The 15446-nt window shown below is 73.8% G+C and carries 10 protein-coding genes; 8 read left to right on the forward strand and 2 right to left on the reverse strand.

Translation table 11 applies throughout. From position 1 onward, the window contains the following. The first annotated feature begins 223 nt into the window (after nucleotides 1-223). A complete protein-coding gene (xylA, locus tag ABEA77_RS05375) occupies nucleotides 224-1393 on the forward strand; it encodes a xylose isomerase (protein WP_345641894.1) in 1170 nt (389 codons plus the stop codon). Nucleotides 1394-1460: 67 nt separating this feature from the next. On the opposite strand, the gene ABEA77_RS05380 is transcribed toward xylA, so the two are convergent. Both ABEA77_RS05380 and ABEA77_RS05385 read right to left on the reverse strand, forming a co-directional pair. Beyond that, complete coding sequence (locus ABEA77_RS05380) at nucleotides 1461-2723, reverse strand: ROK family transcriptional regulator (RefSeq protein WP_345641896.1); 1263 nt, start codon at nucleotides 2721-2723, stop codon at nucleotides 1461-1463. 64 nt (nucleotides 2724-2787) lie between these two features. Next, a complete protein-coding gene (locus tag ABEA77_RS05385; RefSeq protein ID WP_345641898.1) occupies nucleotides 2788-3963 on the reverse strand; it encodes an ROK family transcriptional regulator in 1176 nt (391 codons plus the stop codon). A gap of 403 nt (nucleotides 3964-4366) precedes the next feature. Here ABEA77_RS05385 and ABEA77_RS05390 point away from each other — a divergent pair, with 403 nt between their 5' ends. From ABEA77_RS05390 to ABEA77_RS05420, 7 genes are read left to right on the forward strand one after another with little or no spacing between them, the layout of a single operon-like run. Further along, nucleotides 4367-6427, forward strand: coding sequence for a fibronectin type III domain-containing protein (locus ABEA77_RS05390; protein ID WP_345641899.1), 2061 nt, complete (start codon nucleotides 4367-4369; stop codon nucleotides 6425-6427). Nucleotides 6428-6476: 49 nt separating this feature from the next. Next, entirely contained in the window at nucleotides 6477-7436 is a 960-nt protein-coding gene (locus ABEA77_RS05395) for a carbohydrate ABC transporter permease (protein ID WP_345641901.1), read from the forward strand. A 12-nt stretch (nucleotides 7437-7448) separates the two neighbouring features. Then, nucleotides 7449-8399 carry a carbohydrate ABC transporter permease gene (locus ABEA77_RS05400; RefSeq protein WP_425588199.1) on the forward strand — a complete coding sequence of 317 codons (951 nt, stop codon included), beginning with the start codon at nucleotides 7449-7451 and terminating at the stop codon, nucleotides 8397-8399. Nucleotides 8400-8419: 20 nt separating this feature from the next. Beyond that, nucleotides 8420-10855, forward strand: a complete 2436-nt coding sequence (locus ABEA77_RS05405; RefSeq protein ID WP_345641904.1) for a glycosyl hydrolase family 95 catalytic domain-containing protein — start codon at nucleotides 8420-8422, stop codon at nucleotides 10853-10855. Next, the gene (locus tag ABEA77_RS05410) at nucleotides 10849-11832 is read left to right on the forward strand and encodes an acetylxylan esterase (RefSeq protein WP_345641906.1); all 984 of its coding nucleotides are present in this window, start codon (nucleotides 10849-10851) and stop codon (nucleotides 11830-11832) included. Before ABEA77_RS05405 ends, ABEA77_RS05410 begins: the two co-directional genes overlap by 7 nt. Nucleotides 11833-11834: 2 nt before the next feature. Further along, a complete protein-coding gene (locus ABEA77_RS05415; RefSeq protein ID WP_345641909.1) occupies nucleotides 11835-13199 on the forward strand; it encodes an ABC transporter substrate-binding protein in 1365 nt (454 codons plus the stop codon). 46 nt (nucleotides 13200-13245) lie between these two features. Next, entirely contained in the window at nucleotides 13246-15429 is a 2184-nt protein-coding gene (locus tag ABEA77_RS05420) for an alpha-galactosidase (RefSeq protein WP_345641912.1), read from the forward strand. Nucleotides 15430-15446: the final 17 nt, after the last annotated feature.

The following is a 15446-nucleotide window of genomic DNA, read 5'->3' on the forward strand; positions in this document are numbered from 1 at the left end:
GGTGAAACGCGGTTGTGAACGAGCGGGAACAAATTACGCGAGCCGAGGCCGCCGCGTCACGGCCGCGGAGGAGCGCGATCCCCTCCCGGGCGTCCGCCCGCTCCTTCCCGCGTTCCCTGCCGGGAGGGGGCTGTTGCCGCCCCGAAGGCCCGTGCCATATTAGTCATGTCAGAAAACAAAAAGGTTCGGACGGACCTTTGAGGCAGCGAAGGCGGCCAACGCGATGACGGAACGCTTCACCCCCACGCGCGAGGACAAGTTCAGCTTCGGCCTGTGGACCGTCGGCTGGCAGGGCAGGGACCCCTTCGGCGACGCCACCCGGCCCGTCCTCGACCCCGCCGAGTCGGTGCGGCGGCTCTCCGACCTCGGCGCGTACGCGGTCACCTTCCACGACGACGACGTCATCCCGTTCGGGGCCTCGGACAGCGAGCGTGAGGCGCACCTCAAGAACTTCCGGCAGGCGCTCGACGCGACGGGCGTCGTGGTGGAGATGGCCACCACCAACCTCTTCACCCACCCCGTCTTCAAGGACGGCGGCTTCACCGCCAACGACCGCGACGTGCGCCGCTTCGCGCTGCGCAAGGTCATCCGCAACATCGACCTCGCCGCGGAGCTCGGCGCGCAGACCTATGTGGCCTGGGGCGGGCGCGAGGGCGCCGAGTCGGGCGGCGCCAAGGACGTGCGCCTGGCGCTGGACCGGATGAAGGAGGCCTTCGACCTCCTCGCCGACTACGTCACGGAGCAGGGCTACGACCTGCGCTTCGCGATCGAACCCAAGCCCAACGAGCCGCGCGGCGACATCCTGCTGCCCACCGTCGGGCACGCGCTCGCCTTCATCGAGCGCCTGGAGCGCCCCGAGCTGTTCGGCGTGAACCCGGAGGTCGGCCACGAGCAGATGGCCGGGCTCAACTTCCCGCACTCCATCGCCCAGGCGCTGTGGGCAGGCAAGCTCTACCACATCGACCTCAACGGCCAGAGCGGCATCAAGTACGACCAGGACCTGCGCTTCGGCGCGGGCGACGTGCGCGCCGCCTTCTGGCTGGTGGACCTGCTGGAGTCCGCGGGCTGGGACGGCTGCCGCCACTTCGACTTCAAGCCCCCGCGCACCGAGGACTTCGACGGTGTGTGGGCGTCGGCCGCCGGCTGCATGCGCAACTACCTCATCCTCAAGGAGCACGCGGCTGCGTTCCGCGCCGACCCCGAGGTCCAGGAGGCGCTGCGGGCCTCCCGGCTCGACCAGCTCGCGCTGCCCACCGCCGAGGACGGCCTCGCCGGGCTGCTCGCCGACCGCGGCGCGTACGAGGAGTTCGACGCGGCGGCCGCCGCCGAGCGCGGCATGGCGTTCGAGCGCCTCGACCAGCTCGCCATGGACCACCTGCTCGGCGTCCGCTGACCCGCGCGCGGTGACCGGCGCGCCGCTGCCCCGGGGCAGCGGCGCGCCCCCGTGTGCCGCCGGCGCCTCACGCCGGGCGCGGCACGTACGCCAGCGGGTCGGCGAGGACCGCGCGCACCACGAGGGCCGCGGCGCCCCGCGCCGCGTCGCCCGCGGCGGAGGACGCGCGCAGCCGCCCGCTGCCGCGCGGCCACAGCCCGGAGACCACCCGCGCGGTGAGCTCGTGGTCGGCCGCGGGGGAGAGCCAGGGCATCAGCGCCCGGTAGATGCCGCCGAGGACGACCGCGTCCGGGTCGAAGAGGTTCACCGCGCCCGACAGCACGCGCCCCAGCATCGTCCCCGCGCGCTCCACGGCCGCCACCGCCGCGGTGTCGCCGCCGCGGGCGCGGCGCTCCAGCTCCGCCACGCCCGCCACGCCCGCGTCCTCGTCGATGCCCGCGGCGCGCAGCAGCGCCGACTGCCCCGCGTACTGTTCGAGGCAGCCGCGCGAGCCGCACCGGCACAGCGGGCCCTCGGAGTCGACCACCACATGGCCGATCTCGCCCGCGAACCCGTGCGCGCCGCGCAGGAGTTCACCGTCCACGACCAGCGCGCCGCCCACCCCGATCTCGCCGGTGAGGTAGAGGAACGACCGCAGCGGACCGAGGCCGCCGAACCACAGCTCGGCCAGCGCCGCCAGATTCGCCTCGTTCTCCGAGCTGACCGGCAACTCCGCGCCGCCGGGCCGCAGCGGGGCCAGCGCGCGGGCGAAGTGCTCCTGCGCGGGCACCCTGTTCCACCCGAGGTTCGGTGCCTGCCGCACCGCGCCGCCCGACACGAGTCCCGGCAGGGCGAGTTCGACTCCGACCGGCAGCAGCCCCTGCTCGGCGGCCGACTCCAGGGTGCGGGCCGCGATGCGCGCGCCGCGCGCCAGGACCTCCGCGGGCCGCGCGCCCCGGTTGTCGATGTGCTCGGTCAGCCGTACCCGGTCGGTGCCCGACAGGTCCACCACGCACACCGAGACGTAGTCGATGTTGATCTCGACGCCGATGCCCGCGGGGCCCGTGCGGGTCACCTTCAGCACCGTGCCAGGACGCCCCGCCTGCCCGCTGAACGTCTTGCCGGACTCGCTCAGGAACCCGCTGTCGATCAACTGCTCCACCAGGGAGGACACGGCCGCCCTCGTCAGCCCCACCCGCGCAGCGACCCCCGCGCGGGTCGCCTCGCCCTCGTCCCGCACGGCGCGCAGGACCAGGCTCAGGTTGTGCCGCCGCACCGTCTCCTTGCCGGCCTTGGGGCCGAGCGACCCCGGCGGCCCTGAAGGCGCCGCGGATGCGTGATTGGTGTTCATGTCACCGGCGACCCTATGCGATCGCTCCCCGGCCGGGGCAGGGCGCACCGCCCCGCCCCGGCGCTCAGGACGCGGACTGCGGCCCCGCCCCCGCCGGCGCGAACAGCCGCTGGGCCGCGACCGCCGCGCCGCCGCGCGCCCACGCCTCGAACGGCAGCGGCCGCACCACGAGGTCGCACTCCGCGGCCGTGCCGAACGCCTGTGCCGTGAACGACCTGCGGATCTGGTCGGCGAACAGGTCGTACGACGCGACGCCCTCACCGGAGATGATGATCCGCTCGGGTCCGATCAGATTGGCCACCGACGCGATCGCGAGCCCCAGCGCGCGGCCCGCCCTGGTGAAGACCGCGCGCGCCGCCTCGTCGCCGCTGTGGGCGAGCCGTACGGCCTCGGCCAGCGTCAGACCGGGATCGCCGGTCTCCTCGCGCGCCTGGTCCACGATGGCCTGGGTGGACGCGATCGCCTCGACACAGCCGGTGTTGCCGCAGGTGCACACCTGGGCGGAGCCCAGCGCGCCGCCCACCGGCAGATGGCCGATCTCGCCGGACACCCCGTGCGCCCCCGACACCAGGCGACCGCCGACCGAAATGCCGCAGCCGATCCCCGCGCCCACCGTGACCAGCGCGAACGAGGAGAGTCCCGCGCCGGAACCGAACCACTGCTCGGCGACCGTGAGCGCCCGCACGTCGTTGTCGATGACGGTGGGGACGCCCGTGGCGCGCTCCACGAGGTCCGCGAGGCGCACACCGCGCCAGTCGAGGAACGGCGAGTAGCGCACCACTCCGGTGTGCCCGTCCACGTCGCCGGAGATGGTCACGCCGACACTGTGCACCGCGGGACCGCCCCCGCCGTCCGCGAGCCGCGCGACGAGCCGCGCGATGGCGCGCACCACCGTGCCCACGTCGCGTGAGCCGAGGGGGGTCCTGCGGGTGGCGAGCGGGGTGGCCGTCAGGTCGGCGGCCACCCCGATCAGCTCGTCCGCCGTGACCTTGACCCCGATGAATCTGGCGCGCTCCGGCCGCACTGCGACGAGAGTGGCCGGCCTGCCGGGCTGCCGTTCCCCCGCGGGCTGCCCCATCTCGGTGATCCAGCCGTCCGCGAGCAGCGGCGTGGACACCTTGGTGACGGCGCCGGACGACAGGCCCGTGCGCCGGCCGAGTTCGGCCCGGGTGAGCGGGCCCTGCGTCAGGAGGGTCTGGAACACCAGGGCGGCGGCGGGGGGCTGGCTGGAGAGACTCACAGCCGCACATTACCTTCTGTCGGAAGTCAATGGGACAGAGATCTGCCCAGGCGGTCGCTTCGAAGTTTCTCGGTCATGCGCGCGGTCCTCCCGGATCTCCCGGAAAAACCGCCGGAACAATATATTGACCACGGAAGGAAACACTGTCTACAGTCGCGGCACCTCGTCCCCCTCAGGGGCGAGCCCCGGGCGTGTGGGCCGGCAGAGCCGAGCGGGACCCGCACACGTCCGATCCTCCTTCTACCGGGACACCGCCCATGACCAGCCGCAGCGCAGCGGCGGGACGGAGCAGACCATGGCGCTCAGAGGGCCGTACAGAGCGACACCCGCACAGGCACAGGAGGGGAGACCCGCGGACGCCCCGCGCGCCGCGCCGGCCCCGGGCCGGGCGGGGAGGGGCTGGGTGGCCGCGCTCGGCACCCTCGCGGCCCTGGCACTCGCGACGGCGGGACTCGCCGCGCCGGCCGCCGCGACCCCCGCCGCCACCCCGCAGGCGGCGGCCGCACACCGGGCGCCGGACCAGGCAGGCCACCGGGCCCCGCTCGCCCAGAAGCCCTACATGGGCTGGAGCAGCTGGAGCCTGGAGTCCACCAACTACCCGGGCGTCAACCCCGACGGGGCGGCGAGCTACCTCACCGAGGCCCATGTCCTCCAGCAGGCCAAGGTGCTCGCCGCGACCTTCAAGAAGCACGGCTACGACCACGTCAACATCGACGCGGGCTGGTCCACCAGCTTCGACCGCTACGGTCGCCCCGTCCCCGACGCCAAGCGCTTCCCCCACGGCATCGCCTACGTCGACGCGAGACTCCACGCCCTCGGCCTCAAGGCAGGCATCTACCAGGCGGTCGGCCTCGACCCCGAGGCGTACGGCGACGGCACCACGCCCGTCCACGGGGCGCCCGGCTGCACCACAGGCGACATCGTCTACCCCGACCTGCGCACCACCAACGGCTGGGACAGCGCCTACAAGATCGACTACTCCCGGCCCTGCGCGCAGAAGTACACGGACTCCGTCGCGGACCTCTACGCGAGCTGGGGCGTCGACTTCCTCAAGCTCGACGGTGTGGGCCCCGGCTCCTTCAAGGGCGGCGACCAGTACGACAACCGCGCCGACGCCGCGGCCTGGCGGACCGCGCTCGACGACACCGGCAGGCCCGTCGAGTTCACCCTCTCCTGGGCCCTCAGCCACGCCTACGCCGACGACTGGAAGAAGAACAGCAACGGCTGGCGCATCGACACCGACGTCGAGTGCTACTGCGACACCCTCGTCACCTGGGACGCCTCGGTGAAGCAGCGCTGGCGCGACGTCGTGCAGTGGATACCCGACGCGGGGCCCGGCCACTGGAACAACCTCGACTCCGTCGACGTCGGCAGCGGTGCGATGGACGGCCTCACCGAGGACGAGCGGCAGAGCTACCTGACCCTGTGGGCCGTCGAGGCCGCGCCGCTCTACCTCGGCGACGACCTCACCAGACTCGACAGCTTCGGCAAGAAGCTCCTCACCAACGACGACGTCATCGCCATCGACCAGGCCGGGCGTCCGGCCAAGCCCGTCAGCCAGTCGTCCGAGCAGCAGACCTGGTACGCGCGCAACGCCGACGGCAGCTACACCGTCGCCCTGTTCAACCTCGGCTCCTCCGCCGCGCCCGCCACCGCGCACTGGCGCGACCTCGGCTTCGACGGCACCGCCGACGTCAAGGACGTGTGGAGCCACCGCGACCTCGGCGCGGCGAAGGGCGCATTCGGCGCGGCCCTGCCCGCCCACGGCTCCCGCCTGCTGACCGTCACCCCGCGCGGTACCGCGGCCCCCACCGTCCCGACCGGCGCCCACGGCACCTCCGCCACCGCCACCTCCGTCTCCCTGGCCTGGGACCCCGCCGTCCCGGCGAAGGGCGCGACGATCGCCCGCTACGACCTCCGCGACCACGGCAGGAAGGTCGCCGCCACCGGCGCCGCCACCACCTCGGCCACCGTCTCCGGGCTCGCCCCCGCGTCAGCACACCGCTACACCGTCACCGCGGTGGACTCCCGCGGCAGGAGCTCCGCGGCGAGCACCGCCGTGCCGGTCACCACAGCGGGCCCCGGCGGCCCCGTCACCTACCAGGGCGAGGACGCCGTGCTCGCGGGCGGCGCCACCGCGTCCGGCTGCGCCGGGTGCGCCGGCGGCAAGAAGGCGGGCAACATCGGCGGCGCCGCCACCGTCACCTTCGACCACGTCACCGCGGACCGCGACGGCACCTACCTGGTCACCGTCGCCTACGCAGACGGCGACACCAGCCGCCAGGGCGTCGTCACCGTCAACGGGCACATCCTCCAGCTGCCGTTCTCCGGTACCGGCGACAACGACTGGGACCACACCCAGAGCGTCACCGTCCCGATGGAGCTGACGGCGGGCGACAACACCATCGCCTTCGGCAACCCGGGCGACAGCGTCGCCGACATCGACCAGATCACCGTCCAGTAGCCGCAGCGCGGCCCGTCCCACCAACCGTCCGAGTGCCGAGGAGTGCGCCGTGGCGCAGATCGTCAACGAACACCCCGCTGCGCCGGGGCGCCGCTCGGGCGGCCGCCGTCCGCCGCGCACCGCGGCGGCGCCGGCCGCCCACCGCAGGGGAGACGGGAGACTCGCGTGGCTGCTGATCACGCCCGCGGTCGCCGGGTTCCTCGTCTTCTTCGCCTACCCCACCGTCCGCGGGATCTACTACAGCTTCACGTCCTTCCACATCCTCACCGCGCCCCGGTGGGTCGGCCTGGCCAACTGGCGCGAGTTGGCCGGCGACGCGGTGTTCTGGCACTCGCTGCTCGTCACCGTGTACTTCGTGGCGCTCTCCGTCGTCATCGGCGTGCTCCTTTCGCTGGTGACCGCGGTCGTCCTGCACCGGCTCACCCGCTCCACCGTGATCAGGGGCCTGATCATCCTGCCGTTCCTGATCTCCGGGGTGGTCGCCGCCCTGGTGTGGCAGTGGATGCTCGACCCGCAACTCGGCATCGTCAGCCAGCTGCTGGAGAAGATCACCGGGGTCCACCTGCTGTTCTTCAGCGACAGCAGCTGGGCCGTCCCCTCGCTCGCCGCGGTGAGCGTGTGGAAGTCGATGGGCTACAACGCCGTCCTGATCTTCGCCGGGCTCCAGACCATCCCGCCGTCCGTCTACGAGGCGGGGCGGCTCGACGGCGCGAGCGAGTTCCAGATGTTCCGCCGCCTGACCGTCCCGCTGCTGCGGCCGATCCTGGTGATGGTCGTCATCCTCACCGTCATCGGCTCGTTCCAGGTCTTCGACATCGTGTCGGTCACCACCCAGGGAGGCCCGGCGAACGCCTCCAACGTGCTCCAGATGTACATCTACGAGAAGGGCTTCGGCGAACTCGACTTCGGCTACGCCTCGACCATGTCGCTCGCCCTGTTCGTCCTCCTCATCGCCATCACCTTCACGCAGATGCGCCTCGCACGCGCGGGCGAGACCGACCTGAACTAGAGGAGCCCGTCCATGTCCATGCTCACGTCGGGCGGGACCCGCACCACCGAGGGCACCGGCGGACGCGGGGCCCCGCCGGGCAAGCGCCGCCCCTTCTCGCCCGGCAGGCTCGCCGCCTGGGTCTTCGTCGCCGTCGTGCTGGTCGTGACGGTCTTCCCCTTCTACTGGATCCTGCGGACCGCGCTGTCCAACAACGTGGCGCTGCCCACCGCCCCGTCGTCCTTCCTGCCCGTCGACTTCACCTGGGGCGCCTTCGAACGCGCCCTGGGCCTCGCCTCACGCGCCGAGGCCCAGGCCCAGGGCGGCTCGGGCGCCTCGCTCGACACCGCCCTGTACCTGCGGAACTCGATCGTGTACGCGACGGTGCAGACCGCCCTCGTGGTGTTCTGTTCGGCGATGGCCGCGTACGCCTTCTCCCGGCTGCGCTGGCGCGGCCGGGGCGCCGTGTTCAACGTCCTCCTCGGCGCGCTGATGGTCCCCGCGATCCTCACCCTGCTGCCCAACTTCATCTTCATCCGCGACATCCACCAGCTGAACTCGTTCACCGGCCTGATCCTGCCCGGGGCCTTCTTCTCCGCCTTCGACATCTTCTTCCTGCGCCAGTTCATGCTCGGACTCAGCACCGAGGTCGAGGAGGCCGCCGTGGTGGACGGCGCGAGCCGGATGCGGATCTTCTTCACCATCACCCTGCCGATGACGTCCGCGCCCCTCGCGACGCTCTCCCTGCTGACGTTCATCAACACCTGGAACGACTACTTCTGGCCGCTGCTCGTCACCAACGACGAGCACGCGCGGCCCCTCACCCTCGCGCTCGGCGTGTTCAAGCAGTCCTCGCCGCAGGCCGCACCCGACTGGGCGGGCCTGATGGCCGCCACCATGATCGCCGCCCTGCCGATGCTCGTCCTCTTCATGGTCTTCGGCCGACGCATCGTCAACTCCATCGGCTTCACCGGCATCAAGTAGAAAACCAGGAACCGCCACCCATGAACGACGACCTGCGACTGCACTGGCCGAGGCCGGCCGCCGCATGGCACGAGGCCGCACCGGTCGGCAACGGCCGCCTCGGTGCCATGGTCTTCGGGGGCACCACGTCCGCGCGTGTCCAGATCAACGACTCGACGCTGTGGTCCGGCACCCCCGCCACCCCCGCCGAGGGCCTCGCCGCCGTACGGGCCGCGGGCGCGGGCCCCGGCAGGCTCGCCGCGGCGCGCGACGCGCTGCGCGCGGGCGACCACCGCGGCGCGGAGTCCCTTCTGATGGCCTTCGAGGGCCGCTACAGCCAGGAGTACCTGCCGTTCGCCGACCTCACCCTCGGCCTCGGCCTGACCGCGGCGGCGCGCTACGGCGGACGCACCCTCGGCCTCGACGACGGCGTGGTCGAGGAGTCGGCCACCGAGGGGCCGCTGACCGTGCGCCGCAGGACCTGGGCGAGCCGCCCCGCCGAGGCGCTCTGCCTCGACCTCGCGGTCACCGGCGGCACCCTCGCCGCCACCCTCGCCCTGACGACCCCGCTGCGCGCCCTGCGCCGCACCGCGTCGCCCGAGGGCCTCACACTGGCGGCCGCCCTGCCCGTCGACGGCGCGCCCCTGCACGAACAGGGCGTCGCCGAGCCGCTGCGCTACGCCGAGCACCCGGGGGACGAGGCCGCCGCCGACGCCGCGACCCGCGCGGGCGGCTACGACCCGTACGCCGTGCTCGCCGTGCGCGTCGACACCGACGGCCGGGTGACCGTCGCCGACGGCACCTGGTCGGTCTCCGGCATGACCCGGCTGCTCGTCACCGTCTCGTCCTCCTCGGCCGCCGCCGACGTGTGGCACGGCAGGGCCCCCGCCGCCCGCGCCGAGCACCGCGCCAGGGCCGCGGCCACCGCGCACCGCGCCCTCACCCAGGGCCCCGAGGCCCTCCTGCGCGCCCACCGAGACGACCTGCGGCCCCTCCTCGCCGCCGCGCGCCTGACCTTCGGCACCCGCCGCGCAGGCACCCACGACGTCGCCCGCGACCTCCTCTCCGGCGCGGACGAACACCTCACCGCGACGGTGATGTTCCAGCTCGGCCGCTACCTGCTGGCGTCCTGCTCCCGTCCGGGCGGCGGCCCGCCCGCGAACCTCCAGGGCATGTGGAACGCGGAGCTGCGCCCCGCCTGGTCCTCCAACTACACCCTCAACATCAACACCGAGATGAACTACTGGCCCGCCGAGCCGACCGGCCTCGGCGAGTGCCACGAACCGCTGTTCCGGCTGCTCGACCGGCTCGCCGCGACCGGCGCGGAGGCCGCCCGCTCCCTGTACGGCACCCGGGGCTGGGTCGCCCACCACAACACGGACATGTGGGGCTGGGCCCTGCCCGTCGGCATGGGCCACGGCGACCCGTCGTGGGCGCTGTGGATGATGGGCGGCGCCTGGCTCGCCCAGCACCTGTGGGACCACTACGACTTCACCCGCGACACCGCCTTCCTGCGCGAGCGGGCCTGGCCCGTGCTGCGCGGGCAGGCGGCCTTCTGCCTCGACTGGCTCGTCGAGGGCGACGACGGCCTCCTCGACACGCTCCCCTCCACCTCGCCGGAGAACCACTTCCTCTCCCCGCGGGGCAGGCCCGAGGCGCTCACCCGGTCCGCCGCCATCGACACCGCCCTCGTCCGCGCCACCCTCACCAGGGCGCTGGCCGCCGCCCGGATCACCGGCGCGGGCGACGATCCGCTGTGCGCCGAGATCGAGGCGGCCCTGCCCCGCCTGCGCACCCCCGGCGCCACGGCGGCCGGCCACCTCAGGGAGTGGGCCGACGACCTGCCGGAGGAGGACCCCCGGCACCGGCACCTGTCGCCGATGGCCGCCGTCTACCCGCTCGACCAGATCACCCCCGACACCACCCCGGAACTCGCGGCGGCGGCCCTGCGGCTGCTTGAGCGCCGGGGGCCTGGCGCCATGGGCTGGTCATGGGCGTGGAAGATCGCGCTGCGCGCCCGCCTCGGCGACGGCGACACCGCACGCGCGCTGTTCGCCGAGGCCGTACGCCCGCTGGACCACGACACGGGCACGCACGCGCCCGTCGACGGCTCTGTCTGGGGCGGCCTGCTGCCGAACCTCCTCTCCACCCACCCGCCGTTCCAGATGGACGGCAACTTCGGCCTCCCCGCCGGCCTCGCCGAACTCGTCGTGCAGAGCCACGGCGGCCGGATCAGACTGCTCCCCGCCCTGCCCGCGGGCTGGGGCGAGGGCAGCGCCACGGGCCTGCGGTGCCGTGGCGGCCTCGCCGTCGACCTCGCCTGGCGCGACGGTGCCCTGACCGCCGTCACGCTCCGGCGGGTCGGCGGCGACGGCGCGGAGCCCGTACCCGTCGTGCACGGCTCGGCCGAGACCGAGGTCACCGTGGCCGCGGGCGCCGCCGTCACCCTCGACGGCGAGCTGAGGCCCGCATGCTGAGCGATCTGGACCTCCCCGCGCTGTGGGAGTACCGCAGCGGCCACCAGGACCCGCCCGGGTTCGACGCGTTCTGGCACGGCACGCTCGCCGGGGCACGCGCGGCCGGCGACGGCGCCGTCCTCACCCCCGTCCCCACCGCGCTGCGCACCGTCGACGTCTACGACGCCGAGTTCCCCGGCTTCGGCGGCCACCCCGTGCGGGGCTGGCTGCGCCTGCCCAGGGACCGCGGCGACGCGCCGCTGCCCGCCGTCGTCCAGTACCACGGCTACGGCAGCGGTCGCGGCGGCCCCTACGACGACCTCGTCTGGGCGTCCGCGGGCTACGCACACCTGATCATGGACGCGCGCGGCCAGGGCGGGGCCCACGCGGGCGGCGCCACCGGCGACCCCGTCGGCAGCGCCCCCGCGCACCCCGGCTTCGCCACCCGGGGCATCGAGGACAAGGAGACGTACTACTACCGCAGGGTCTTCACCGACGCCGTACGCGCGGTGGACGCGGTCCGCGGTCTGGAGTGCGTCGACGCCCGGCGCGTCGCCGTGTGGGGCAACAGCCAGGGCGGCGGCATCGCTCTCGCGGTGGCCGGCCTCGTGCCCGGCCTCGCCGCCGGGTTCTTCCAGGCCCCGCTCCTCACCGACGTGCGCCGCGCCCTGCGCGTCACGGGCACCGGCCCCTACCGCGAGATCACCGGCTACCTCGGGGCCCGCAGGTCCTCGGCCGACGCGGTGTTCGAGACGCTCGCCCACTTCGACGGGGTCGGCTTCGCCCGGCGCGCCCTGGCGCCCGGCCGCTTCTCCACCGGGCTCGCGGACGACGTCTGCCCGCCCTCCACCGTCTTCGGCGCGTACCACGCCTACGCGGGCCCGAAGACCATCAGGGCCTGGGAGTTCAACGGCCACGAGGCGGGCGGGCACGAGGACCTCGCCGACGCGCTGTCCGCGTTCGGCGCCGCGACCGCACGAGGAGACGAGGAACGATGAGGATGCGCACCAGGGCACGCAGGCTGGTCGCGGCGGCCGCGGCCGCCGGGCTCGCCGCCGTCGTCAGCGGCTGCGGCGCCGGGTCCGCCACGGCGGGCGGCACCACCGTCAACTGGTGGACCTGGGACGACAAGCAGGCCGCCGCCTACCAGACGTGCGCCGACGCCTTCGAGAAGGACCACCCGGGCGTCACCGTCAGGATCAGCCAGTACGACGTCAACGACTACTTCACCAAGCTGCTCTCCGGCTTCGTCGCCGACACCGCGCCCGACGCCTTCATGAACAGCGGCCAGTTCTTCCAGCAGTACGCCGCCCTCGGCCAACTGGAGCCGCTCGACGGGTACGTGAAGAAGTCGGGACTCGACCTGAAGCAGTACGCGACGGGCACCGACTCGTACCGCTACACCGACGGCAAGCTGTACGCGCTGCCGATGGACTGGGCCACCGCGGGCCTCTACTACAACAAGGACATGCTCACGAAGGCCGGCTACACCGCGGCCGACATCGACGACCTCACCTGGAACCCGGACGACGGAGGCACCTTCGGCGCCATGATCGCCCACCTCACCGTCGACTCCCACGGCCGCCGCGGCGACCAGAGCGGCTTCGACAGGAAGCACGTCGAGGTCTACGGGATCGGCGCCCTCGGCGTGCAGGACTTCACCGGCCAGACCTCCTGGAACCCGCTGGTCTCCACCCTCGGCTGGCGCATGGGCGACAGGCCGCAGTGGCCCACCGTCTTCCGCTACGACGACCCCCGGTTCGTCAGGACGATGAACTGGGTGCGGAAGATCACCGACGAGGGGTACGCGCCCACCGAGGGCGAGTTCACCTCGGCGGGCAACGCGCCGAGCAGCTCCCAGCTCCTCGGCTCGGGCAAGGTCGCCATCGCCGACGACGGCTCCTGGTCCGCGACCCAGTACCCGGGCATCCCGAAGCTCCGCTTCGGCCTCGCGCCCGAGCCCAAGGGCCCGACCGGCAGGCGGGCGGCGGAGAGCAACTCCAACGGCAACATGATCTGGTCCGGCTCCCGGCACAAGGACCTGGCCTGGCAGTGGGTCTCCTACCAGGAGTCCGAGCCGTGCCAGACCGCGGCCGGCCGCAGCGGCACGTTCTTCCCGTCCATCCCGGCGTCCATGGACGCCTCCGCCGCGGCGCTGAAGAAGAAGGGCGTCGACCTGTCGTCCTTCGTCGACGCGCAGAAGTCCGGCGCCCTCTACCCGGTGCCCGCCTACGGCAACGGCACGGCGATCCAGAAGACCGTCCAGCCCCTGCTCCAGTCCTTCTTCGCCCACGACCGCGGCGACGACGTGTTCCCGCAGATCGCCCGGGAGACGAGGAAGCTCCTCGCGCAGCGCGACGACTGACACCCGCAGGGCGCGCCACCCCCCAACGGTTCGAGAGGACACTGCATTGACCCGCACCACCGCGCGGATCGCCCATCTGCGTGCGGCCGGAGTGAGCTTCGTCGTGGAGCTCTGCGACCCCCTGCCCCGCGTCCTGCACTGGGGCGCGGACCTCGGGGAGCGCGGCGCGGACGACCTCGCCGCGCTGAGCGCGACCGCGGACGGCGCCGTCCTCAACAGCGCGCCCGACGTGCCGCGGCGCTTCACCGTCTGGCCCACCGAGGCAGACGGATGGAGCGGCACCCCGGCCCACGAGGGCCACCGCGGCGGCACGGGCACCACGCCGCGCCCCCGGCTCGCGGGGGCCGACGTCGGCGAGCGCGAGCTCACCCTGCGCCTCGACGACGAGGTGAGCGGGCTCGCCCTGACCCTCGTCTACCGGCTCGACGCGGCCGGCGTCCTCGGCGTCACCACCGAGGTCGCCCGCCCGGCCGGGGACGGAGCGGACGGGGCGCCGTACGACCTGGCGGCGGTGACCACGCTGCTGCCGGTGCCCGCGCGCGCCACCGAGGTGCTCGACTTCACCGGCAAGTGGTGCAGGGAGCGGGTCCCGCAGCGCGCCGCCCTCGCCCACGGGAGCCATGTGCGCTCCGTGCGGCGCGGCAGGCCGGGCCTCGAAGCCCCGTACCTGCTGGCGCTCGGCGTGCCGGGCTTCGGCTTCAGGGACGGCGAGGTGTGGGGGCTGCACGTGGCGTGGAGCGGTGACCAGCGCTGGCTGGCCGAGCGGCTGCCGGAGGGTGCCGGCGTGCACGGCGCGGTCCTCGGCGGCGGCGAACTGCTCGCGCCGGGCGAGATCCGGCTCGCGCCGGGGGAGTCGTACACCTCGCCCGAGTCCCTCTTCACCTGGTCCGACCGGGGGCTCGACGGCCTCGCCGACCGGTTCCACGACCGGCTGCGTGCGAGGCCCGGCCACCCGGCGGGCCCGCGCCCCCTGACCCTCAACACCTGGGAGGCCGTCTACTTCGACCACCGCATCGAGCGGCTGCTCGAACTCGCCGACCTCGCGGCCGACGTGGGGGTGGAGCGCCTCGTCCTCGACGACGGCTGGTTCGCGGGGCGCCGGGACGACACGGCGGGGCTCGGCGACTGGACCGTCGACGAGGAGGTGTGGCCGGACGGCCTCGGGCCGCTGGCGGACCGGGTGCACGGGCACGGCATGCAGTTCGGCCTCTGGGTCGAGCCCGAGATGGCCAACCTCGACTCGCGGCTCGCCAGGGAGCACCCGGAGTGGCTGCTCGGCCCCTCGGCGGGCCTCGGCCCGAGCATGCGCCACCAGTACGCCGTCAACCTCGGCCACCCGGACGCCTGGGCGTACCTGCTGGGTGCGCTCGACACGATCGTCACCCGGTACGCCGTCGACTACCTCAAGTGGGACTACAACCGCGATCTGCTCGAAGCCGTCCACCGCGGCGCCGGCGGCCGGGACCGGCCTGGCGTGCACGCGCAGACGGAGGCGCTGTACCGGCTCCTCGACACGCTCAGACAGCGCCATCCCGGTCTTGAGATCGAGAGCTGCTCCTCCGGCGGCGGCCGGGTCGACCTCGGCATCCTCGCGCGTACGGACCGGGTGTGGGCCTCCGACTGCAACGATCCGGTGGAGCGGCAGGCGATCCAGCGCTGGACCGCGCAGGTCCTGCCGCCCGAGCTGATCGGCACACATGTCGGGGCCCCGGTCGCGCACACCACGGGCCGGACGACCGACGCGTCGTTCCGGCTGGCCACCGCGCTGTTCGGGCACGCGGGCATCGAGGACGACCTCACCGCGCGCGACGCGGGGGAGCGGGCCGCGCTGACCCGGTGGGCCGCGCTGTACAAGGAGAAGCGGCCGCTGCTGCACGGCGGCCGCACCGTGCGGGCCGACCTGCCCGACGACGCGGTGCTGCTGCACGGCGTCGTCGCGCGCGACGGCTCCGAGGCGCTGTACTGCTGGGCGCGGGTGGCGACGTCGGCGGACGCGCAGGCGGGCCGGGTCCTGCTGCCGGGCCTCGACGCGGCGGGCCGGTACCGCGTGCGGGTGCGCGACGAGCCGGGGCTGCCCCGGCTGCACCAGGTGTCGGGTCCCGCGTGGTTCGCCGCCGCGCTCGACGGCTGGGTGACGCTGCCGGGCGCGGTCCTCGCGACCGCCGGCGTGCCGCTGCCCACCCTCGCCCCCGGCCAGGCGCTCCTGCTCGACGTGGTCCGCACGGACTGAGCCGGGGGACGGGAGAG

The organism is Streptomyces tremellae (assembly GCF_039540215.1).
Taxonomy (GTDB): Bacteria; Actinomycetota; Actinomycetes; order Streptomycetales; family Streptomycetaceae; genus Streptomyces; species Streptomyces tremellae.

Coding starts and splice junctions, on each gene's coding strand:
- xylA (WP_345641894.1), top strand. CDS start 224: ATGACGGAACGCTTCACCCCCACGCGCGAGGACAAGTTCAGCTTCGGC.
- ABEA77_RS05380 (WP_345641896.1), bottom strand. CDS start 2,723: ATGAACACCAATCACGCATCCGCGGCGCCTTCAGGGCCGCCGGGGTCG.
- ABEA77_RS05400 (WP_425588199.1), top strand. CDS start 7,449: ATGTCCATGCTCACGTCGGGCGGGACCCGCACCACCGAGGGCACCGGC.
- ABEA77_RS05405 (WP_345641904.1), top strand. CDS start 8,420: ATGAACGACGACCTGCGACTGCACTGGCCGAGGCCGGCCGCCGCATGG.
- ABEA77_RS05410 (WP_345641906.1), top strand. CDS start 10,849: ATGCTGAGCGATCTGGACCTCCCCGCGCTGTGGGAGTACCGCAGCGGC.
- ABEA77_RS05415 (WP_345641909.1), top strand. CDS start 11,835: ATGCGCACCAGGGCACGCAGGCTGGTCGCGGCGGCCGCGGCCGCCGGG.